Raw genomic sequence first — 23021 nt, 5'->3', positions numbered from 1 at the left:
TAAGTTGAATAAAATTCAATTAAAGGACAGCTGTGTATATATTTCACTCATACTCACTAATTTTTTACATTTTTTATTGATTTAGTTGCCGTTTTAATCAGCTTTGCTATTGTGCAAAATGATTTTTTTTACTTTTATAGTGCAAAGGGTTTTTCGTGCTAATTCGAAGTACGTTTTGTAGAAATAAATAGATAAACTGATTAAAAGTGTGAGTATATGGAAATAACAATTCGTCAAGCTGAGCAATTGCCTGCTCAAATCGAAAATATTGCCGCGTTAGCACAGCATGAAGGCCATGTTTTTATACACCGTTTAATCGAAGAGTATCGTAGTGGTAAAAACCGCTTTGATCAAACTGGTGAGCAACTATTATTGGCTTTTGATGGCGATAAGTTAATAGCTTGTGGTGGTTTAAATCAACAATGGGGTGATACTGGTGTGGAGGAGCGAATCGGTCGTGTTCGTCGTTTCTACGTGCATCCACAATATCGTCAGCATGGCGTTGGGAAACAGTTGTTGATTGAGCTTGAAAAAGGCGCGAAAAAGCATTTTTCTGCACTTTGCCTAAATACTCACACTAAATCTGCGGCAAGTTTCTATCAAAAGCAAAATTACGTATTTGTGGAAAATCATCCAAATTATAATTATTTTAAATATTTGGTTTGATGTTTTAAGCATCACATCGACTTAGTTGATTCAATATAGCATCCATTTTTTGGATGCTTTTTTTATCTATTTGATTTTCATGACTTCGCAAACCGCACAAAATTTCACGTTGTAGCAGGCTTACATTTGGGCAAGTTAATATTCAATTAAGCATGAACATAAATGATGGAACTAAGCTATTCATCAGGTGATGCTTAGGATGACTTCTACAGAATTAAAGCAGTTAAGAGTTAAAGTACCTGCGATTACAGGATTATTTTGGATCACAAAAATATTCGCCACTACTTTTGGTGAAACGGGCGGTGATGCACTGTCGATGTCTATGAATTTAGGTTATCTGATCAGTACGTTTATTTTTGCATCTATATTTATTGTTCTTCTATTTTTCCAAATTCAAGCTAAAATTTATCGACCTTATTTGTATTGGGCAACCATTATTGCCAGTACTACGGTAGGAACGACATTAGCTGATTTTGTCGATCGTTCTTTGGGTATTGGTTATTTAGGCGGAAGTCTCATATTAATTAGTCTAGTGCTCATTTCATTATTCAGTTGGTATCAGGTTGAAGGTACGATTAATCCATATGCCGTACAACGTCCTCGAACCGAAGTATTTTATTGGTTAACGATTACCTTTTCGCAAACATTGGGTACAGCCTTGGGTGATTGGACTTCTGATAGTGCAGGACTAGGTTATACCGGTGGTATGGTGCTGTTTATAAGTTTGATTGCATTGATGGCTATACTGTACGTCTTTACATCTGTAAATCGTACGGTGTTGTTCTGGAGTACCTTTGTTTTAACCCGTCCATTGGGTGCAGTCGTGGGTGATTTCTTGGATAAACCCATTAGCTCGGGAGGCTTGGATTTAAGTCGTTTTACAGCTTCATTGGTCTTGCTGATTGCTATACTGGTTTGTATTTATTGGTCTACACGTCGCGATCAAACTGCAGCGAAACTTATGCATTAGTTCAGGTATCAATGACTTGATCGTTTTTACATACGCCAAAAAGTATCTCGATTAAAACAGTTGGAAATGTCGTTTCAGTGAATCTAGTTGTAGTTTTTTAAGGTATACTTTCAAGTATCTTTAAAGTATTAAATTAGGAGCACACATGACTGTAGATGTCACTGAAACCATTTCTCAAACTGTACATCCTGCGTTTCAGCTGATACGTCAACACCATGTTGATGCCTTAGACATTTTAGTGTCTGAATATAAACACAAAGTCACAGGTGCGGTGCATTATCACTTAGCCACCAATCATGATGAAAATGTATTTTTAGTTGCATTCCGTACGCAGCCTATGGATTCGAAAGGCGAAGCGCACATTCTTGAACATACAGCACTTTGTGGTTCAGAAAAATTCCCTGTACGTGATCCATTCTTTTTAATGATTCGTCGTTCGTTAAATACTTTTATGAACGCTTTTACTGCTGCCGATTGGACAGCTTATCCATTTGCGACACAAAACAAGAAAGACTTCCAAAACTTACTTGAAGTGTATATGGATGCAGCGTTTGCAGCGAATCTAAATCCACTAGATTTCGCTCAAGAAGGTATTCGTATTGAACTTGAAAATGGCGAACCTGTGTTTAAGGGTGTGGTATTTAATGAAATGAAAGGTGCGATGAGTTCGCCTTCAGATCAGTTATATCACCAGCTTGCACATCATTTATTCCCTGAAACAACTTATCATTACAACTCAGGCGGCGATCCAAAAGATATTCCAGACTTAAGTTACGATGAGTTGGTTGGATTCTACAAGTCACATTATCACCCAAGTAATGCGGTCTTCATGACCTTTGGCAATGAACCTGCTTATGACTTACAAGAGCAGTTTGAAAAACTGGCATTGTCTAAATTTGAAAAAGGTCAAACCTTATATTCAAAACCTGAACGTCGTTTAGCTGCACCAGTGGCAGTTACTGAAACCTATGCGGTGGATGCAGAAGATTTAAAAGACAAAACCTATCATGTGTTATCTTGGTTATTACCAGAGGCGAGCAACATTAAGCTTCGCTTGGGTATGCGCTTGGTTGAAGGTGTATTACTTGAAGACTCAGCTTCACCACTTCGTCATTATCTTGAAACATGTGGTTATGCTCAATCGACTGGTCCATTCATGGGCGTGGATGATTCGAACTATGAAATGACTTTCTTCTGTGCTGTTCAAGGTTCAAACCCTGAACATACAGAAGAATTTAAAAATGGTGTATTCAACATACTTGAAGATGTTGCATCTAAACCTGTGGATGCGGCATTGGTTGAAGCGATTTTGCATCAAATTGAATTACATCAACGTGAAATCAATGGTGATGGTACACCATATGGCCTCAGCCTAATTCTTAATGGTTTAAGCAGTGCTATTCACCATTCAGATCCTGTCGATGTATGGGACGTGGATACCGCAATTGATTTGGTGAAAGAAGAGTTGAAAGACCCAATGTGGCTTTCAAATTTAATTAAAACCTATTTGCTAGATAATCCACACCGCGTTCAATTGACTTTGGTTCCAGATGCAGAGAAAAATGCAGCGGAAGCAGCGGCTGAAAAAGCACGATTGGCAGACATTGGTGCCAAGCTGACTGAAGAAGATAAAGCTGAAATTATTCAACAAACTGAAGCGTTGAATATTCGTCAAGATACACCAGATGATTTGAATCTATTGCCAAAAGTCGGTCTAGAAGACATTCCTGCACAGTTGCAAATCGTTCAAGGTCAGTTGCGTGAAATTATCAGCAATGGGCTAGATACCCCATTAAATCTCTACCATGCAGGGACCAATGGTATTTATTACCAACAAGTGCTGATTCAAATTCCAGATGAAGTGGTGCAATCTCCTTACTTCAACTTACTGTCAATTTTGATGGGTGAAGTGGGTGCAGGTGAATACAATTATCTTGAACTCCAACAGCTGCAAACAGCAGTGAGTGGTGGTCTGGGCATGGGTGCAACATTGCGCTCAAAAACAGACGATAAGGGTAAAATCAGCGCATGGTTAACACTTACGACCAAGTCATTGGTGAATAACCTTGAGGCCATTCGTTTATTAAAATTGGCATTTGAACAATTACGTTTTGATGAAAAGAATCGTATTGTCGAATTGCTGCAACAACGTAAAGCACGTTGGCAGTCTCGTGTTTCTGGCTCAGGTCATAGCTATGCAATGCAAGTTGCGAGTCGTGATCACAGTGCTTTAGCACTCCGTGACTATCACAATACGGGACTTGGTGCTTTAAATTGGCTATCAAAACTTGTCAGCAATATTGAAAAAGATGAATCTGCTTATGATGCCTTAATTGCTGAGTTGAAACTAATTCACAATCGTTTGTTGAAAGCGCCTAAGCAATTCTTATTGGTGTGTGAAGAACATCAGTCTGATCGCTTGGTCGAAGAAGTTCAAACTATTTGGGATAAAGTGGCGATTGAAAACAATGCCAATGCATTAACTCAAGTGAATTTTGCAAATAGCCATAAAGACGAAGCTTGGTTAATTCAAGCCAATGTTCAGTTCTGTGCTTCAGCATATCCTGCTGTTGAAGTATCACATCCAGATGCTGCGCCTCTGATGATTCTCGCTGCATATTTACGTAATGGCTTCTTGCATAGTGCAATTCGTGAAAAAGGCGGCGCTTATGGTGGTGGAGCTAGCTATGATGGCAATGCATGTTCATTCCGTTTCTATAGCTACCGTGATCCGCGCTTAGCAGAAACATTTAAAGATTTTGATGTAAGTGTTCAATGGTTATTAAATGCAGAGCAACAACCTCATCAGCTTGAAGAAGCGATATTAGGTTTGATTGCAAGCATGGATAAACCGGGTTCTCCTGCAGGCGAAGCAATTACTGCATGTTATGCTTTATTACACAACCGTACGCCAGCCTTCCGCCAAATGTTACGTGAGCGTCTACTGCATGTAACTTTGGATGATTTGAAACGTGTTGCGCAAACTTATTTACTAGAACAACAACCGACCAAAGCAGTTGTTGCACCTGTAGCAAAACGTGAAGCCTTGATTGAGCTTGGTTTTGAAATAAAACAAGTAAATTAAAAGATATAAGGGGTTTTTATGACGTTCAAATCTCTTGAGCGTACAACATTGCAACTGAGCCTCATTGCGCTCAGTTCATTGTATGTAAATGGTGCATATGCACAGTCAAATGCAGAAGTTGCTGCAAGTCCTGCTACGCCTGAGGCGTGTGTGGCACTTGAGTCGAATGCAGAGCGACTGGCTTGTTATGACATTTTGTTTAAAGTACCTGAAGCAGCTAAAGAAACTTTTGTGTCTGAACGTCAAGCGGCTCAGGAAATTAAACCTGAACCCACTGAAAAGTTGACGCTAAAAGAAAAGGTAGGTCATGCCTTTACAGATCGTCTTTTTGCAGTAGAAGCACCAAAATTAAATCCTAATCTGTCTTTGTTAGATAGTCGTTGGGAACTTTCGCAAGAAAGTAAGCTTGGAACTTGGAATATCCGTGGCTATCAGCCTGTTTACTTAATGCCAGGTTACTGGACTTCAGACAAAAATGAACGTCCATCAAGTCCAAACGAAAACAACACCGTTCAAGAAGGGAACGAGCAGAACTTGAAATCAATGGAAGCAAAGTTTCAGCTTTCATTGAAAACAAAAGCTGTTGAAAATCTATTTGGCAACAATGGTGATATTTGGCTTGGTTATACGCAGTCATCACATTGGCAAGTCTATAACGAAGAAGAGTCTCGTCCTTTTCGTGAAACTAATTATGAGCCTGAAGCGAGTTTGGTCTTCCGTACGAATTACGAACTGTTAGGTTTGAATTGGCGCATGCTTGGCTTAACTTTTAATCACCAGTCAAATGGACGTTCAGATCCACTGTCACGAAGTTGGAACCGGGTCATGCTGAATCTTGGTTTTGAACGTGATAATTTTGCCCTAATGTTGCGTCCATGGTATCGCTTTGAAGAAGATGCAAAAGACGATAACAACCCAGACATTAAAAATTATATGGGTCGTGGCGACTTAACGGCATTCTATCGTCACAATGATCATGACTTCAGTTTGCTGCTACGTCATTCACTTAAAGGTGGAGATGATTCGCATGGCGCTGTGCAGTTTGATTGGACTTTCCCAATCAACGGTAAACTTCGCGGAACATTACAAGTGTTTGATGGATATGGTGAAAGCTTAATTGATTATAATCACCGTGCGACGTATGTCGGTCTGGGTGTATCATTAATGAATTGGTTCTAAATATTGATTAAATAATAAAAAACCACGCTTAGGCGTGGTTTTTTATTTCTGTTGTAAACGGTGAATTAACCGATTTGAATTTCCGAAGGAGGATGTTTTAAGCGGCTCTTTTTAGGTGTCGCAATGAGGTAGGCAAGGGTGAGTGGCCCAAGTCGTCCTGCAAACATTAGCAACATAAGTGCCACTAAACTTGCAGGTTGTAAGTCACTAGTGATACCACGAGATAAACCAACTGTACACGCCGCAGAAACTGCTTCAAACAACAAATCTAAAAAGCGTTTGTCTGGTTCTAAAAGAAGCAAACTAAAGAAGCCAATAAAAATTAAAGTTACAGTAATGAAAATCACTGCGAGTGCCTTAAAAGTCGTTTTTTCCGAAACAGAGTGATTAAATACTCGAAGCTCATCTTCACGTCTTAAGAAACTGATGACACTAAGTACCACAATAATAAAAGTACCAACTTTAATACCGCCTGCAGTACTTAAAGAGCCACCTCCAATAAACATCAATAGCATAGTCACTAGAGATGAAGCATCTGTCATGCTTTGTACAGGTAAGCTATTAAAACCTGATGAGCGTGGCACAGTTGCATGGAACCACGCATTAAGAGCTTGATCACCAACAGACATGCTGGCTAATGTCGCTGGATTCGTCGCCTCTAAGGCCCAAATCGTGATAAAGGCGAAAACATTTAAGCCCACAATAGTGGATAAAATAAGCTTGCTATTGGTACTCAGTTTTTTCCAACTTTTATTGCGGCGAATATCCATCAATACTAAAAACCCAATACCTCCAATGATGTACAGCATACTAATGGTAAAGGTAATGAAGTAACGATCTGCAAAGCTCATTAAGCTATTGGGGAATAGTGAAAATCCACCATTATTAAAGGCAGAAATACTATAAAAGGCTGCATAAAATAGGGCTTGGAGAAAATTATATTCTTGCATCCATGCGATCGTTAAAATGACTGTGCCAATACATTCAAAAAATAGGGCATATAAAAATACGCTTTTAATAGTCATTGAAACTTTGGTTAGGCTGGTTTGACCAATGGTTTCTTGTGCCATGACTTGCTGCTTTAAGCCCATCTTGGGGGAAAGGCTCATCGCTGCTAAGATGGCAAATGACATAAAGCCTAGTCCACCACATTGCAGTAGGCCCATAATGACGATTTTGCCAAATACCGTATAAGCTTCACCGACATTCACCACAGATAAACCTGTAATCGTGACAGCTGAGGTTGCGGTAAATAACGCATTCAACCAAGTTAAATCCCCATGATGGGAAAATGGCAATTTTAGTAATAATGTACCCAGTACAATTAAACCTAAAAAGCCTAACGCCAAAATACTTGGTGGACTTAAATTAATCGTATTTCGATTTTTATTATGCAAATTCATGCTGTTATTTATGGCCATGATTTCGTAATTCCACACAACTTCACTAGGTATATCTTATTATTTTAAAGGCTTGCTTTAAAATGCTTAGACAGTCGGCGTAATGGTTCAATCGAACCTTCGACCACTAGAATATCACCTGTTTGTAAAACAAGATTGGGGTCTAAGTTGTATTGAATGTCTTTGCCACGTTTATGAAGAATGGTTTTAATCTCAGTGACATGATCCATAATTTGATTCAGACGAAGACCTTGTTGTGCGTCTTTAATTTCAACTTTCACTAAATAATGGTCATCTTCTAGCGCCATATAGCGACTCACCATCGGGTAACTTAAAGATTGCGCAACACGGACGCCCATATCTTCTTCAGGATGAATAATTTTACTAATACCGAGATGCGTCAAAATCATATGATGCGCTTTGGACTTTGCCTTAGCCCAAATTTTATTGATCCCCATATTTTTTAAATGCAGCACACATAGAATACTGGCTTCAATGTCTTCACCAATCGCAACAACGACAGCTTCACAGTTTTGAATATTGAGTTCTTGCAGGACATGTTCATCAGTTGCATCTGCAATTACCGCATGGGTCAATTGATCAGAAATGCTTTCAACAAATTTTTTATTGCTATCTATACCGATCACATCATGCTTTAAATTGACTAATTCGGTAGCTACGGTGGCACCGAAACTCCCTAAGCCAATTACTGCAAACTGAGCCATACTTAAAGATTCCTGTATTTATATCGTATTTATTAACGATAATTGGCTATAAAGCAAACAATTATTCGTCTATGCTGTTTGTAGGGCATATTTTATCGGTTTAGCGATATTTCAGCTATTGAGCTTACAAAATTATATATAACAAAAGCTTATTGGAATAGAACCCCAATAGGAGTTTAGGCATGCACAAGACACTGTATCAGGCTTTGCAAGTTGCTTTTCCAGAATTAAAAGACACCACGTTGCCTGAAGAATAGGATAATTTTGAAAGTTTAACGCTGTGGCTCAATCATTTTTATTCGAATTTGCAGCAATTGCAGATGTCGGATTATCGGCAAAATGGCATTGCAGAGTGCCATCGCTTACAGCAGCTCAAAATTGATTTAAATGAACTTAATAATGAAATTGAGGCTGAAATGAGTACCTTTCAGCAAATGTATGAGGAAAGTGATCAAGAAATTGATCCTGAACCTGCGCATGCTTATGATTTTGAGTTTACCTACAATGTCATATTCAACAACATTAAAATGTTTATTGAGCCTTATGATCTGGCACTTTTAGTCATAGAGCGTGAGAATCCGTATTGGCTTTTAGTGCCCAATAGCGAAGAATCAATTGACTGCATCATGACAAATTTTAATGACATTTTTGGCAATGAGGAGCCAATGGTATTAATTGATTAGCGTTTAGATTTTATAAGCGCTGTAGAGTTTTCTCGTTTGCTTTTGCTGTTATATTTTGTTCAAATCAGATTGCTATGATCAAGTTGTAAAGGTCATACGAAGCTAGGTATAAGCACGGGTGAAAGGACTTTATATCCTGTGTGAATCCTGCCTATTAGACAGACAACCTTATGTATTACTCATTGATTTTTGGATAAATGTTGTTGTGAGAAATATGATTTATTTTTAACAATATAAGTAGCTTAGATAATAAGAATATAAGAAGTCAAACATGAACGAGAAAAAATCTATTAGTGGCTACAGGAATGGTATCCAGAACTCCAAACAGAAAAAATTCCAAAATCAGATAACTGTAGTCAATTTGAACAATTTAGGTGTTGGCTATTATCGGAGAAGAAAGTAGGTCATGAGCGCTCATTCATCATGACTTTTGATCCGTTGAATTTTAAGCCGTCAGATTTATTTAGTAGTGCGGTTTTGCAAGATTTACACATCGATATGAACAATCTGTATCAGTATATCACTCGGTAAATTCGGCCGATTCAAGAGCACCATGAGTAATCTAAAAGGCTTTTAGGAAAATATTACAATGTACAGGAACAGCTTGCAGAAATTATGCTCAACGTGCTTTATCAAGAACTGGGCAAGTGTAAATATTAACTGCTTTTGATCTGTGCGGAACAGTATTATTGGCTTGCAGTGCATGAAGATGCAGAGAAAGTTCATCAATTTTGTAAAAAGTTTGATAAGCAGTTTAAAACTGAAAATCTCAAAATAGATATTTACGTGCCTCAGGATAACTTACTCAGTTTATAGATCAGTTTAAAAAATAGCCTAAGCAAATTTGGCAATTTACAATTTTAAAATCGAACATATTATGGTTATGTCGTTTCTTGAATTTCATCCTCCGGCTCATGAAAAATCCGGTAAATCATCATAGCAATCATCGTTATTACAAAATAACCAACCAGTCCTTTGGGTTGATAGGGTTCTTGATCGGCATAACTGCTAATAAAAAGTATAAGTTGCATCAAACAAAACAGCATAAACATATAAACAGCAGTTGCTTTATATGCATGCTTTGGCGCAAGTTTAAGCATGCTGTATGGAACACGTACAGTAAATATTGCGAGTAAGATCAATAAGGGAATGGCAGCTGTAAAATCCTGAAAAAAGAGTTTTAAAATGTTAATTAGTGCGCTGATGCATAGTAATTGTAAAAAGGGAATGATAAAAAATCTTTCCCAAGATGGATTATTCAATTTAAAGATCATTTTTGTTATCACTAATTTTTTATCTTTAATGAATCTACAAAAAAATAGCCTGTAAACATACAGGCTATTTTTAAAAAATTTTGAAACCAGTGTTTATTTCAAGAAACGCTGATAACCCAAGTTATTGGTAATTTCAGCATATGGGTAAGTAATACTTTCCAATGTTTCGATTAAACCATCTGGGTTTTGCTTAGCATCAGTTGCTTCCATACCCACAAGGACACGACCTTCAGCAGCACCATGATTACGGTAATGGAATAGTGTGATGTTGTGTGTTGGGCCAAGACGGTCTAAGAAAGTCAGTAATGCACCTGGGCGTTCAGGAAATTCAACACGGAATAAACGTTCATTTTCGATGTCTGCATGACCGCCAATTAGGTAGCGAATATGCAGTTTAGCCACTTCATCATCAGATAAATCGTCTACATCGTATTGCAACTTAAGTGATTCAAAAATGTCATGACGTTCTTTTTCGCCACCTTTTAAGCTAATACCTACAAATACTTGGGCAGCAGACGCATCGCTAGCACGGTAGTTGAACTCAGTAATGTTACGACCTTGTAGTGCGCGGCAGAAGTTTAAGAATGAACCTTTTTCTTCTGGAATCGTCACGGCAAAAATTGCTTCTTTGCGTTCACCCAGTTCGGTACGTTCAGCAATATAACGTAGACGGTCAAAGTTCATGTTGGCGCCGCAGACAATCGACACCATGTTTTTGCCTTCTAGGCCATGTTCAGCAACATACTTTTTAATGCCGGCTAAAGCCATTGCACCTGATGGTTCAACAATACTGCGACATTCATCAAAGGTATCTTTAATGGCAGCACAAATTTCGTCTGTGTTGACTAGAACAACGTCACGTTCAACGATTGGGCCTGAGTTATTTGATTTTTGTAACTGGATCACTTCAAATGGTTTTTCACCAATTTGCGCAACCGCTGTACCATCTGCAAAAAGACCTACAGACGGTAAAATCACACGCTCGCCAACTTCAAATGCAGCTTTTAAGCATGCTGATTCGTCATATTCCACTGGAATGACTTTCACATGCGGCGCAACATCACCTAAGTAGGCTGCAACACCAGCAATTAAACCACCGCCGCCTACAGCTACGAAGACATATTCGACATCACGCCATTGACGCAAAATTTCATTGGCAATTGTGCCTTGTCCAGCCATCACAAGTTCATCGTCATATGGCGGAATAAAGGTCATTCCTTCATCTTTTGCACATTGGATGGCATATTTATTCGCAATATCAAAAGAATCGCCATGTAGAACAACATCACCGCCCAAACGCTTAACCGCTTGCACTTTAATATCAGGTGTGGTTTTTGGCATAACAATAATGGCGCGAATTCCCAGTTTTTTACCAGATAGAGCCACACCTTGCGCATGGTTACCTGCTGAAGCCGTAATAACGCCACGTTCTAACTGAGATTTCGGTAATTGACTAATACGGTTATATGCACCGCGTAGTTTGAAAGAAAAGACAGGTTGTAAATCTTCGCGCTTAAAGCGAATGTTATTATTTAGTTTTTCACTAATTCGTGGCGCTGCTTCGAGTGGAGTTTCGATTGCAACGTCATAGACCGTTGCCTGTAATATTTGTCGAACCAAACGAGACAGCATGTTAATTTTCCATCTAACAGTTTAAAATAGACGTTCATTGTAACAAACACCTGTACATTTGGGCTGTAAAATCAGCAACAAATGTCAAAAAATAGTTGAGCCAAGTTATGAGTCTGTATGCTACCCAAGATGAAAAGAAACAAGCTGTCGCAAAAGCTGCGTTAAAGCATTTGCCGAAGGGCGGTATTTTGGGTGTAGGTACAGGAAGTACAGTAAACTTCCTCATTGAATTATTGCCTGAACTTCAATTAGAAGCAGCCGTTGCCAGCTCTGAAGCAACCGCACAGCGTTTGAAAAAATTAGGCATTGAAGTGGTTGATATGAACCATGTTGGCGGCTTAGATGCCTATGTTGATGGCGCGGATGAAATTGACCGTCACATGCACATGATTAAAGGCGGCGGTGCTGCGCTTACACGTGAAAAAATTGTGGCATCAATTGCGAAAAAATTCGTATGTATCGTAGATGATTCAAAATGGGTAGAGCAGTTAGGTCGTGAATTTCCGCTTCCTGTAGAAGTGATTCCAATGGCGCGCTCTGCTGTGGCACGTAAAATTGTCTCTTTAGGTGGCGACCCTGTGTATCGTGAAGGCGTAGTGACTGATAACGGTAACGTGATTTTAGATGTTCATAACTTAAACATCTTAAATGCGCTAGAACTTGAAAAAACGTTGAACAATATTCCGGGTGTCGTGTGTAACGGTATCTTTGCTTTGAATAAAGCGGATATTGCTGTTGTTGCAACCGATAATGGTATTGAAGAGCGTACAGCGGTTTAATCTGTTCTATTAGAATCCCCCTAATATCCCTCTTTGATAAAGGGTGACTTTTCACCTGAATTTATTTAGGTGATTTCCCTCCTTTGTAAAAGGAGGGTTAGGGAGGATTTAAATTCAAAAACTAATAAAAATATGACCCCAAACCTTCCTGAAATTCAAATCACTCGAAAACTACGCGCAACTCGCTTAAGACTGCGTGTCGAGCCGACACAAATTAAATTAACTGTGCCCCAGTTTTGCACACAGCGCCAAGTGCAAAATTTCCTAAAACAATCCGAACAATGGATGATCGAGGCATGGCAAAAGCAACAGGAAAAAGTAGAGCTACAGGATCGAAGTCTGCCAATAGAATTAAAATTATTTAACTTAGTACAACCTTTAACGGTTATTTATCAAACGCAAAAAAAGTCTTTTGTTTTTGATGAACAAAATCTTCAACTTTTCATCAGTGATCGTCAGCCTGAAAGTTACTTAAAGGCCTTTGTCATTGCTTATGCAAAGGCGCATTTACTGCTGTATTTGCAAAAGCTGAGCCTTGAAACAGGTTTGAGATTTAATCAGTGTGTAGTTCGTCAGCCCAAAACTCGCTGGGGTAGTTGCTCAGCTAAACATGACATTATGCTGAACAGTGGATTGGTACTTTTCCCGTTGGAAATTGCACGCTATGTAGCTGTACATGAGTTGGCGCATACCAAGCATTTTGATCATAGTGCAAACTTTTGGGCTGAAGTTCAAAAACATGATATTAATTTTCAGCAACATCGGAAAATACTAAAAATGACGCCAATTCCTTGGTGGTGGCTGGAAAAATAGGGGTATACAAATGAGTTATAAAATTAAAATACTGTCTCAAGATGAGCATGTGGAAGAATCACTTTGGATTGAAGTTGATGGAAAAATATTAAACGCTTTTTGTAGTGATTATAATTTTGTTTTCAACGTTAATAGTATTTATCATGTTGAATTAGAATATGAAATATTTGATGAGTATGTACCCGAGATAACAGATAACTCACCTCAATTTAGAAAAATTGATCAGTCTTTTGCTTATGAAATTATTGGGATGTTAAATAACGGAACTTTATCAGTAGGAGATATCTTTTTTAAAGATGAAATTCTATTAAGTGAATACGGGTATTTAGACAATAAAATAATTAGTTTAAAGGTAGATCGTATCAAACTTTATTTTGACTAGATAACTTATATTTACTAATCGCTACTTAGTTTCTGTAATCCTAGGTTGAAGCAGTTTATGGAGCACTGTTGTTTTTTTATAAATTTACCGTTTATGAAGAAATAAACCCAAGCAAAACAGTTCAGAAAACCGTAACTTCCTGTCATACTACGCAGTCATCAAATGGATACTTTGAATAGAGGTAAAGAGCGTGATTTCAGTAGGTATTGTTGGTGGAACGGGTTATACAGGTGTTGAATTACTGCGTATTTTACTGCGACATCCAAATGCAGAAGTAAAAGTGCTGACTTCACGTACTGAAAATGGACGCCGTGTCGACGATATGTTCCCAAGCTTACGTGGACATACAGACCTTTGCTATTCTGACCTCAATATTGAAGAGCTTAAACAATGCGACGTTGTTTTCTTTGCAACTCCACATGGTGTAGCAATGAAACATGCCGAAGAACTTGTAGCAGCAAATACTAAAGTGATCGATTTGGCTGCGGACTTTCGCTTACAGGATCTAGCTCAATTCGAAAAATGGTATGGCCTAGACCATGCTTGCCCAGAATTATTAAAAGATTCAGTTTATGGTTTGTCTGAATTAAACCGTGACAAAATCAAACAAGCAAATGTCATTGGTAACCCAGGTTGCTACCCTACAACAGTTCAGCTTGGTTTAGCGCCAGTTTTAAAAGCTGACGCATTGGTGAAACCTGAAAGCATTATTATTGATGCTAAATCAGGTGTTTCAGGTGCAGGCCGTAAAGCAAGCCTTGGCATGATTTACTCTGAAAATGCAGATAACTTTAAGGCTTATGGCGTTGCTGGTCATCGTCATCATCCTGAAATTGTAGAAGCACTGGAAAATATCTCAGGCCAAAAAGGTGTGTTTAACGAAATTTTATTTGTGCCACACCTTGTACCAATGATTCGTGGCATGCTGAGCACAATTTATATCGATTTGACTGATGCAGGGGCTGAAGCAGATCTTCAGTCACTTTATGAGCAATTCTATGCCAATGAACAATTTGTTGATGTCATGCCAGCAGGCAGCTCGCCAGAAACACGTACAGTACGCGGTGCGAACCAATTACGTATTGCGATTTGCAAGCCACAACCTAAAAAACTGGTTATTCTTATAGCTCAAGATAATTTGGTGAAAGGTGCGGCAGGTCAGGCTGTACAAAATATGAACATTATATTTGACTTTGCTGAAAATGCAGGCTTACAAGGCATTGGTTTATTACCATAAGAAACGTTTTTAGACTTCACACACATTTAAATCTGGATTTAAATGTGTGTCTTGAATCAATTCAAATAAGAGATGACGATGTCGAATACAGAATCAAATATCACGTCACAGCCTGAACACAGTGAAAAGACGCCTTTTATGAAGACGAATATGCCACTGGCAATTGGTGCGGTTGTACTGGCACTGAGCAGCGGCTTGCTTGGATATAGTATTGGGCATCGACAAGGTTTAACGGTAGTTGGTTATGATGCAGATGCAGAACAGCTTGTAGATGTTGTGCAAAAGCAAAAAACTGAACTTGCAGCATTAAATAAAAATTTGAACACTGCTATTCAAGAGCGTGATGTTGCTGTCAGTAATTCAAATGATTTGTATGTGGCAGTAAATAAAGCACGTGATGAGCAAGAATTAACAGGCAATTTAGGTGTGCTATACCGCGAAGTACTACGTCAGCGTGGTGGTATGCCATTGGCAGTGCAACATCTCGCGATTAAACCTTTGCCAGAAAATGCCTTTGAATACCAACTGGATCTTGTGCAAGTTAGTCCTTCAAAAAGTACCGCTTCGGGAAGTATTGAACTTCGCTTAATCAAAGGTACTGAAGTTTTATCCGTGCCATTAGAAGACAAAAACTTTAATTTTACGGAAAGCGAGCGCCTAACTGGACGTTGGACAATGCCTAAAGGCTTTAACCCAGACTTTATTGAAGTTCGACTATCTGGTAGCAAGCCAGTTATACGTCGTTTTAGCTGGTCTAAAGGTCAGCCTGTTGAAAATCAATCTGCCTTCCTTTCAGAAATTCCTCAAACTGAAGCAAGTGCAAACTAAGTGTGAATGCAAAATCCTATGCGAACCAATAAGCGTCAAACGTGTTTATCTGACATTAAAAATTCATTTTACCAATCAGGTTTAGTGGACTGGCATCTAAACCCGACTCTCAGCCAAGGTACGCAGGATGATGGTGATGCTGACATTCAGGTATTGACTGCACCACCTGAGTTAAAACGCCCTCCAATGTATGCTGTCGTATTAATGAACGATGATTACACCCCAATGGACTTTGTAATTGAAATTTTACAACAATACTTTGCTTTGAATCTTGACCAAGCCACTCAAGTAATGCTAACTGTACATTATGAAGGAAAGGGTGTTGCAGGGGTTTATCCGCGGGACATTGCGGAGACTAAAGCAAACCAAGTCAATAATTACGCTCGATCACAAAGTCATCCATTACTTTGCCAGATTGAGCCAAAAGATTAATAAGGGGATTACATGCTCAGTCGTCAATTAGAAGTATCATTACGTTTGGCTGTCAGCATGGCTCGTCAAAAGAGACATGAGTTTTTGACGGTTGAACATTTATTATTGGCTCTACTCGACAACGACTCCGCTGTAAATGCATTAAAAGCATGCGGTGCAGACATTATTGTACTCCGTAAGGAACTTGAAGAATACGTCGAACAACATACCCCAAAACTTGCAGAAAATAGCGATCAAGCTCCACACCCGACTGAAAGTTTTGATCGTATTTTGCAACGTGCAATTTTCCATGTGCAATCCAGTGGTAATGACCGTACTGTAGAAGGTGCGGACATTTTGGTTGCAATGTACTCAGAACGAGATTCGTTTGCTGTATACCTGCTTAAACGTCATCAAATCAACCGTTTGACATTAACTCAATACTTGTCACACGGAACACGTAAAGATGAAGTACAAGCAGAAGAAGAAATTGAAGAGCTTGATGGCGAAACAACGTCTTCTTCAAACGCAGGACCTTTGGAACTATACACAACCAATTTAAATTCAGAAGCACAAAAAGGTAAAACTGATCCTTTAATTGGGCGTGAAAAAGAAATTGAGCGTACAGCACAAATCCTTTGCCGTCGTCGTAAAAATAACCCGCTGTTGGTGGGTGATCCGGGCGTAGGTAAAACTTCAATTGCTGAAGGTCTGGCGTGGTTAATTGTGAATGGTAAAGCGCCAAAACCTTTAGAAAATGCTGAAGTGTTTAGTTTAGATATTGGTGCATTGGTTGCGGGTACAAAATACCGCGGTGATTTCGAAAAACGTTTAAAACAACTTTTAAATGCGTTGAAGAAAAAACCTGAAGCGATTTTATTCATTGATGAAATACACATGATCATTGGTGCTGGCTCAAGTATGGGTAGCACAATGGATGCGTCAAATTTGATTAAACCTGCTTTGGCAAATGGATCACTTCGCTGCATCGGTTCAACAACCTTCCAAGAATATCGCCAAGTTTTTGAAAAAGATCATGCTTTATCTCGTCGTTTCCAAAAGATCGATGTGAATGAACCATCTATTTCTGAAACTATTGATATTCTTCGTGGTCTAAAATCGAAATTTGAAGATTTCCATCACGTAAAATACGAAGATCAAGCTTTAGTTTCTGCGGTAGAGCTTTCTGCGAAATTTATTAATGATCGTTTCTTGCCAGATAAAGCGATTGATGTAATTGATGAAGCAGGTGCACAGCGTCGTTTAAAAGCTGAGCAAGACGATACAGTGATTTCAGTAGAAAATATTGAAGATATTGTTTCGAAAATTGCGCGTATTCCACCAAAAACAGTGTCTAAAGATGATAAGAGCGTTCTGGAAAATCTTGAGCGTGATTTGAAACGTGTAGTATTTGGTCAGGATGAAGCCATTGAAGCGCTTGCTTCTGCAATCAAACTGTCTCGTGCAGGCTTGAAAGCACCTGATAAACCAGTGGGTAATTTTGTATTTGCTGGCCCGACAGGTGTTGGTAAAACTGAAGTGACCAAGCAGCTTGCCAAACTGTTAGGTGTTGAGCTGGTGCGTTTCGATATGTCTGAATACATGGAGCGTCATGCGGTATCTCGCTTGATTGGTGCACCTCCGGGTTATGTTGGTTTCGATCAAGGTGGTTTGCTCACCGATGCGATTCATAAAAATCCGCATTGTGTCTTACTACTCGATGAAATTGAAAAAGCGCATCCTGATGTATTCAATTTGTTATTGCAAATTATGGATCATGGCTCATTGACTGATAATAATGGTCGTAAGTCAGATTTCCGCAATGTTGTTCTTGTTTTAACGACTAACATTGGTGCGGAAAGTATTTCACGTGTCAGCATTGGTTTTAAAGAGCAAGACAATAGCAATGACAATCAGGAAGCAATGAAAAAAGCATTCTCGCCTGAATTCCGCAACCGTTTAGATGGCGTGATTCAATTCAAAGCATTACCAACGACGGTTATTGAAAGTGTGGTCGATAAGTTCTTAACAGAGCTTCAAGCTCAACTCGATGACAAAAAAGTCATTCTCGAAGTTGATCAAGATGCGCGTGAATGGATGGCAGAGCAAGGCTATGACCGATTAATGGGTGCACGCCCAATGCAACGTCTGATCCAAGAACATCTGAAGAAACCGCTTGCCGAAATGATTTTATTTGGTGAGTTGGCGGAACATGGTGGTAACGTTGCAGTTTCTGTGAAAAAGGAAAATGGCAAAGCTGTGGGTCTTAAACTAGAAGTCTTTGAAGATCAAACAGCAGAACCTGCTTAATTGATATCCTAATTTGAAATAACCCGTGTAATCACGGGTTATTTTTTTATTCAACATTTTAAATCCAGTGATTCATAGCGTATGGATATTCATTTCAGCAAAGTAATTACCACTTTCATTTTATTTTTCATAACCGCCGTAATGGAAATTTTAGGTTGTTATTTCCCTTATCTAATTTTAAATCAGCATAAATCCCATTGGTTGTGGATTCCGACAGCCTTGGCATTAGCAGTATTTGTATGGTTGTTGACCTTACACCCAGCAGCTTCTGGGCGTATCTATGCAGCCTATGGTGGCATTTATATTTTTACAGCACTCATGTGGCTACGTTTTGTTGATCAAGTCAGTTTAACCCGTTGGGATATGTTGGGTGGGGCTGTTGTATTGGTCGGGGCGGCAATTATTATCTTACAGCCACAAGGTTTGATTCGATAAATAAGATTTTTAAGTGAAACTTTATGAAGTCACCTTGGAAACAATGGGATTGTTTACATTTCATAAGTAGATTGATTTGTAGGTGCAAAATCAATAACTACTTGAATGTCTATTCTTATTTTATCTAAACATTTTTTTCAGCTATAGAATTAAATGATTTAACATAAAATCGTGGAACAATAATCAATAAGTTAGCGTGAAACATGGAATATCAAGGAAAAGCCCACCCAATAGTGAGATAGCTTTCATGTTGTTAATATATTGATTTATAATGAATAAAATAAACCATTAGTATAGCGTCTATTATGTTAATTTTAGAATTTTTAATATTCTGAACTAGAGATTTTATGATTATCCATTTTATTGGGCCAGGTGGCGCAGGAAAGACTACGACAGCAATTCACTTAGCGCAAAAAATAGGTGTCAGCTATCATGATTTAGATCAATGTTTCCTCACTGCGGAAGGTAATATTTCTCAATATATCAATAAAAATAGTTATAGTGGATATGCTATTAGAAATATTCAATTATACCTTAAAATTAGAGAATCTCTTGATCCAACCAGATTAAATATAATTGTTTGCTCATCTGGATTCATGACTTATCAAATAGATATTTGTCCTAGCTATAAAAAAATAAGACAAGAAATAGAGTCAAATCCTTTTACATTTTTATTGATACCATCATTAGAAATTGAAAGTTGCACTAAAGAAATTATACGTAGACAACTCAAAAGATCATATTTAGATAGCTCTATAGAAAAAGAAGAGAAAAAAATTAGAAGCCGGTTTCCAATTTTTATAGATTTTAAGTGTAAAAAAATCTTAACGAATGATAATCCAGAAAACATAGCTGAAGTAATTTACACTCACTTATTAGACCTGATACCACTAACTTAATGGCGATTATGCGTAATGACTTTGTTAGAACCCATTTAAAGTGTCTAATTTTGATGCGACTCTTCGTCCATTTGTTTGCGAGATTATTTTAGCCATAAGCTCAGCAAAAAAAAGCAATGCTTTGTTTACAGTGCAAGGCGCAGTTGATGATTAGTGTGTTTTGCTATTCCATTGTTGCAAACTCATTATTTTGAAGGACTCAATTATCAAAGATTGCGCTATGTACTGTCTAAAGACACTTACTGTTGAAAATATAGACGAATTGTCAACAGACCCTAGATTCTGGAAATATAAAAAACCTCTAGATAGAGGTTTTTGAATTATCTTAACTGAATTTTAGAATTTACATTCACTATTTTTAATACTGAAAGAATAAACCTGATCCGTAGACATAAGTTTTAAATTTACGCTATATGGATTGTTACGTTGAAATTGATGTTCAAATAATAAAGCGCAATTTTGTAATGAGTTATTCTTAATGAGTTGTTTCACTTTTTGCTGACCAACAGACTCAGCAAATTGAGCAAAATCTGGAGTTGTAATAATGCCTTCAATTTCAACTTTATTTGCGGAAACTTGCATTTTTTCCATCAACATATTTTGATCGACTTGAAAGGGAAGTGTGCGTGAATCTTCTTCACTAATTGCAGAAAGTATTTCATTTAAAGCAGTCGTATTTTTAATTTTAAATGATGAATCCAAAATGTCTTTTTTCACCAAATAATTATCTAGCTCCGTTGGTTGCGCAGCAGTGACGATTGAACTCAGCCCTATAGAAGCTAAAAATAAGCAGTATTTTTTAATTTGCATCATATAAATCACTTATAAAAGTTATGGTTTTATTAAAGCATGCAAAAACAAAAAAAGCACCCGAAGGTGCTCTAATTGTCTAAGTAAAAACTTAGTCTTTTTTAAGATTTTCGTTAATCAAGAACTCAACCAATGCTTTTTGTGCATGTAAGCGGTTTTCAGCTTCATCCCAAACGACAGCATTTTTATGGTCAAGCATGTTTTCAGATATTTCTTCACCGCGGTGTGCTGGTAAGCAATGCATAAATAGGCAATCTTCGTGCGCTAAATCCATCAAGCGTTCATTTACTTGATAATCAGCAAACGCTTTTTCGCGAATTTTTTGCTCTTCTTCTTGGCCCATACTTGCCCAAACATCAGTTACGATAAGGTCGGCATTTACAGCAGCATCTTCAGCAGAGCTAACAAGCTCAGCACAATGAGCAAACTCAGCTAGGAATTCAGCTTTTGGTTCGTAACCTTTAGGTGATGCAATTTTAAGTTTAAAGCCCCACATGTGTGCTGCTTCAATATATGAATTACACATATTGTTGCCATCACCAATCCAAGCAACGGTTTTGCCTTCGATTGAACCACGGTGTTCAACAAAAGTTTGCACGTCAGCAAGGAGTTGACAAGGGTGGTGATCGTCAGTTAATGCATTGATTACAGGAACTTTTGAATAAGAGGCAAAACGTTCAACAATGTCGTGACCAAAAGTACGAATCATCACAATATCAAGCATGCTTGAAATTACGCGTGCAGAATCTTCTACAGGTTCACCACGACCTAATTGTGAGTCGCGTGAAGAAAGGAAAATTGCACTACCACCAAACTGACTCATACCTGCTTCAAACGATACACGGGTACGGGTACTCGATTTTTCAAAAATCATTCCCATGACTTTGCCAACAAAAGGTTGGAAAACTTCATTGTTATGTTGTTTGCGCTTAAGTTCAATTCCGCGCTGCACAATTTGGTTAAGTTCTAAAGTCGATAGATCGCGTAAGGTAAGAAAGTGACGCAGAGCCATGATTACTCCACAATAATTGCTGAATCAAAAAATAAACAACAATTAGTTGTTGGTTGGTTAAAAGAAAAGGAGAATCGAATACTCTATACTAAATAAATGCAAAAATGCAAAAAAACTAGCGCTTTTGGTGACCTTCTAAAAAGCGATCTACACAATATGTGATGTATTTGTCTGTTTCTTGATCATTTTTGGGATCGTAAATCCCCATCAAAATACGCCACTCCAAATTTCTTAATATTCCAAAATAGAATTGTGCGGAAAATAGCGGATTATCACAATAAATCAAACCATGTTCATGTGCTTGCGTTAAAATTTCTGCGATTACATTTTGTATATGTTTCGGACCCTGTTCATGAATATATTGGGCAATATCAGGGTTGCGTCCAGTTTGCTCAAAAATTAAACGCATAAAGGCGGCATTTTCGGGCATAACGATATGTTGATGAAAATTTAGCAATGTGCGAATGAGGTAGGCGCGAATGTCGGTATTTTCATTGACATTAAAAGGTAGGCAAATATCTTTAAAAAATAAGCTGCGACGATAATCACAAATGGCTTTAAATAAGCCGTCTTTATTTCCAAAATATTTATAGATTGACGCCTTCGATCCACCTGCATGATTCACAATATCGTCCAGTGAAACAGCTTCAAAACCACGCTTTAAAAATAACTCGGTCGCACTTTCCAATAACGCAACACAACGCTCATGCCCGCGCCGAGTTTGTGGCAGGCCGAGAGGTTCAATGTGCGCTAAATTTTGCATAAAATGATAATTTTCAACAAAAAAATGGATATCTGAGAATGATTATATCAAAAATAAGTGCCGTTTTCTTATTTGGAAAAAAATAGCTATTCTTTGACTAAAGAATAATAAACAAAATGTGAATATTGAATTGTGTGACTAAAGTTTTAGAGTTTTTATCCTACGAAGCCATAGAGTTGAAAAGAAATATGGATATACTCGAATTTCGAAAATTATAGTAATGCCGTGGAAAGGAATATGACACAACAAACATCTGCAGGCTTAAGATTTAGACAAGCACTGGAAGTAGAAAAACCATTACAAATCATTGGGACGGTAAATGCCTATGCCGCGATGATGGCCAAAGAAGTTGGCTATAAAGCAATTTATTTATCTGGTGCAGGTGTTGCGAACTATTCATACGGTTTACCTGACTTGGGTATGACCAGTCTAGACAATGTACTTGAAGATGTGCGTCGTATTACTGAGCGTGTTGATACACCACTTTTAGTGGATATTGATACTGGTTGGGGTGGTGCGTTTAACATTGCACGTTCTGTGAAACAAATGATTGCAGCTGGCGCGGCAGCCGTACATATTGAAGACCAAGTGGCACAAAAACGATGTGGTCACCGTCCAAATAAAGAAATCGTTTCACAACAAGAAATGGTTGACCGTATTAAATCTGCGGTAGATGCAAAGACTGACTCAAATTTTGTTGTAATGGCACGTACAGATGCTTTGCAAAA

At 38.2% G+C, this 23021-nt stretch carries 22 protein-coding genes; 15 read left to right on the top strand and 7 right to left on the bottom strand.

What is annotated here, in order from left to right:
* Window positions 1-216: 216 nt before the first annotated feature.
* From B9T33_RS03820 to B9T33_RS03805, 4 genes are all read left to right on the top strand, one after another.
* Window positions 217-666 (top strand): GNAT family N-acetyltransferase, encoded by a 450-nt coding sequence (locus B9T33_RS03820; protein WP_086177636.1) that lies wholly within the window; start codon window positions 217-219, stop codon window positions 664-666.
* A gap of 199 nt (window positions 667-865) precedes the next feature.
* Window positions 866-1636 (top strand): hypothetical protein, encoded by a 771-nt coding sequence (locus B9T33_RS03815; RefSeq protein WP_086177635.1) that lies wholly within the window; start codon window positions 866-868, stop codon window positions 1634-1636.
* A gap of 145 nt (window positions 1637-1781) precedes the next feature.
* Window positions 1782-4721 (top strand): insulinase family protein, encoded by a 2940-nt coding sequence (locus B9T33_RS03810; RefSeq protein ID WP_086177634.1) that lies wholly within the window; start codon window positions 1782-1784, stop codon window positions 4719-4721.
* Window positions 4722-4739: 18 nt separating this feature from the next.
* On the top strand, window positions 4740-5900 hold the full coding sequence (locus B9T33_RS03805) for a phospholipase A (RefSeq protein ID WP_086177633.1): 1161 nt from the start codon (window positions 4740-4742) through the stop codon (window positions 5898-5900).
* A 65-nt stretch (window positions 5901-5965) separates the two neighbouring features.
* On the opposite strand, the gene B9T33_RS03800 is transcribed toward B9T33_RS03805, so the two are convergent.
* Both B9T33_RS03800 and B9T33_RS03795 read right to left on the bottom strand, forming a co-directional pair.
* On the bottom strand, window positions 5966-7321 hold the full coding sequence (locus B9T33_RS03800; protein WP_416202580.1) for a TrkH family potassium uptake protein: 1356 nt from the start codon (window positions 7319-7321) through the stop codon (window positions 5966-5968).
* A 44-nt stretch (window positions 7322-7365) separates the two neighbouring features.
* Window positions 7366-8025, bottom strand: a complete 660-nt coding sequence (locus B9T33_RS03795) for a potassium channel family protein (protein ID WP_086177632.1) — start codon at window positions 8023-8025, stop codon at window positions 7366-7368.
* Window positions 8026-8345: 320 nt separating this feature from the next.
* On the opposite strand from B9T33_RS03795, the gene B9T33_RS03790 reads away from it, so the two are divergent.
* Window positions 8346-8708 (top strand): hypothetical protein, encoded by a 363-nt coding sequence (locus B9T33_RS03790; RefSeq protein WP_228145778.1) that lies wholly within the window; start codon window positions 8346-8348, stop codon window positions 8706-8708.
* Between the two features lie 881 nt (window positions 8709-9589).
* Here the strand turns inward: B9T33_RS03790 and B9T33_RS03780 are convergent.
* Window positions 9590-9970: a hypothetical protein gene (locus tag B9T33_RS03780; RefSeq protein ID WP_143223991.1), complete on the bottom strand. Its 381-nt coding sequence runs from the start codon at window positions 9968-9970 to the stop codon at window positions 9590-9592.
* Window positions 9971-10075: 105 nt separating this feature from the next.
* The gene (gene ilvA / locus B9T33_RS03775) at window positions 10076-11614 is read right to left on the bottom strand and encodes a threonine ammonia-lyase, biosynthetic (protein ID WP_086177630.1); all 1539 of its coding nucleotides are present in this window, start codon (window positions 11612-11614) and stop codon (window positions 10076-10078) included.
* 107 nt (window positions 11615-11721) lie between these two features.
* Between ilvA and rpiA the strand changes: the two genes are divergently transcribed.
* From rpiA to B9T33_RS03730, 9 genes are all read left to right on the top strand, one after another.
* Complete coding sequence (rpiA, locus tag B9T33_RS03770; RefSeq protein ID WP_086177629.1) at window positions 11722-12393, top strand: ribose-5-phosphate isomerase RpiA; 672 nt, start codon at window positions 11722-11724, stop codon at window positions 12391-12393.
* Between the two features lie 132 nt (window positions 12394-12525).
* Window positions 12526-13206, top strand: a complete 681-nt coding sequence (locus B9T33_RS03765) for a M48 family metallopeptidase (RefSeq protein ID WP_086177628.1) — start codon at window positions 12526-12528, stop codon at window positions 13204-13206.
* Between the two features lie 10 nt (window positions 13207-13216).
* Window positions 13217-13588 carry a hypothetical protein gene (locus B9T33_RS03760; protein WP_086177627.1) on the top strand — a complete coding sequence of 124 codons (372 nt, stop codon included), beginning with the start codon at window positions 13217-13219 and terminating at the stop codon, window positions 13586-13588.
* A gap of 190 nt (window positions 13589-13778) precedes the next feature.
* Window positions 13779-14825, top strand: a complete 1047-nt coding sequence (gene argC, locus B9T33_RS03755; RefSeq protein ID WP_086177626.1) for an N-acetyl-gamma-glutamyl-phosphate reductase — start codon at window positions 13779-13781, stop codon at window positions 14823-14825.
* A gap of 78 nt (window positions 14826-14903) precedes the next feature.
* On the top strand, window positions 14904-15653 hold the full coding sequence (locus tag B9T33_RS03750; RefSeq protein WP_086177865.1) for a hypothetical protein: 750 nt from the start codon (window positions 14904-14906) through the stop codon (window positions 15651-15653).
* Window positions 15654-15671: 18 nt separating this feature from the next.
* Window positions 15672-16085: an ATP-dependent Clp protease adapter ClpS gene (gene clpS / locus B9T33_RS03745; protein ID WP_086177625.1), complete on the top strand. Its 414-nt coding sequence runs from the start codon at window positions 15672-15674 to the stop codon at window positions 16083-16085.
* Between the two features lie 12 nt (window positions 16086-16097).
* The gene (gene clpA / locus B9T33_RS03740; RefSeq protein WP_086177624.1) at window positions 16098-18374 is read left to right on the top strand and encodes an ATP-dependent Clp protease ATP-binding subunit ClpA; all 2277 of its coding nucleotides are present in this window, start codon (window positions 16098-16100) and stop codon (window positions 18372-18374) included.
* An 81-nt stretch (window positions 18375-18455) separates the two neighbouring features.
* Complete coding sequence (locus B9T33_RS03735; protein ID WP_086177623.1) at window positions 18456-18809, top strand: YnfA family protein; 354 nt, start codon at window positions 18456-18458, stop codon at window positions 18807-18809.
* A gap of 347 nt (window positions 18810-19156) precedes the next feature.
* On the top strand, window positions 19157-19708 hold the full coding sequence (locus B9T33_RS03730; protein WP_086177622.1) for a shikimate kinase: 552 nt from the start codon (window positions 19157-19159) through the stop codon (window positions 19706-19708).
* Window positions 19709-20044: 336 nt separating this feature from the next.
* Here the strand turns inward: B9T33_RS03730 and B9T33_RS03725 are convergent, their stop codons facing one another.
* The 3 genes from B9T33_RS03725 to B9T33_RS03715 all read right to left on the bottom strand — a co-directional run bounded on the left by B9T33_RS03725 (window position 20045) and on the right by B9T33_RS03715 (window position 22293).
* On the bottom strand, window positions 20045-20521 hold the full coding sequence (locus B9T33_RS03725; protein ID WP_228145777.1) for a hypothetical protein: 477 nt from the start codon (window positions 20519-20521) through the stop codon (window positions 20045-20047).
* Window positions 20522-20609: 88 nt separating this feature from the next.
* Window positions 20610-21530 carry an ornithine carbamoyltransferase gene (gene argF, locus B9T33_RS03720; protein ID WP_086177621.1) on the bottom strand — a complete coding sequence of 307 codons (921 nt, stop codon included), beginning with the start codon at window positions 21528-21530 and terminating at the stop codon, window positions 20610-20612.
* Window positions 21531-21645: 115 nt separating this feature from the next.
* Window positions 21646-22293 (bottom strand): TetR/AcrR family transcriptional regulator, encoded by a 648-nt coding sequence (locus B9T33_RS03715; protein ID WP_086177620.1) that lies wholly within the window; start codon window positions 22291-22293, stop codon window positions 21646-21648.
* 237 nt (window positions 22294-22530) lie between these two features.
* Here B9T33_RS03715 and B9T33_RS03710 point away from each other — a divergent pair.
* On the top strand, window positions 22531-23021 hold a 491-nt coding region (locus tag B9T33_RS03710; RefSeq protein ID WP_171263570.1), incomplete at its 3' end, for an isocitrate lyase/phosphoenolpyruvate mutase family protein.

The sequence above is a fragment of the Acinetobacter sp. ANC 5054 genome, from assembly GCF_002135295.1.
In the GTDB taxonomy this organism is placed as follows: domain Bacteria; phylum Pseudomonadota; class Gammaproteobacteria; order Pseudomonadales; family Moraxellaceae; genus Acinetobacter.
This window is presented reverse-complemented; position numbering and strand designations above follow the sequence as displayed.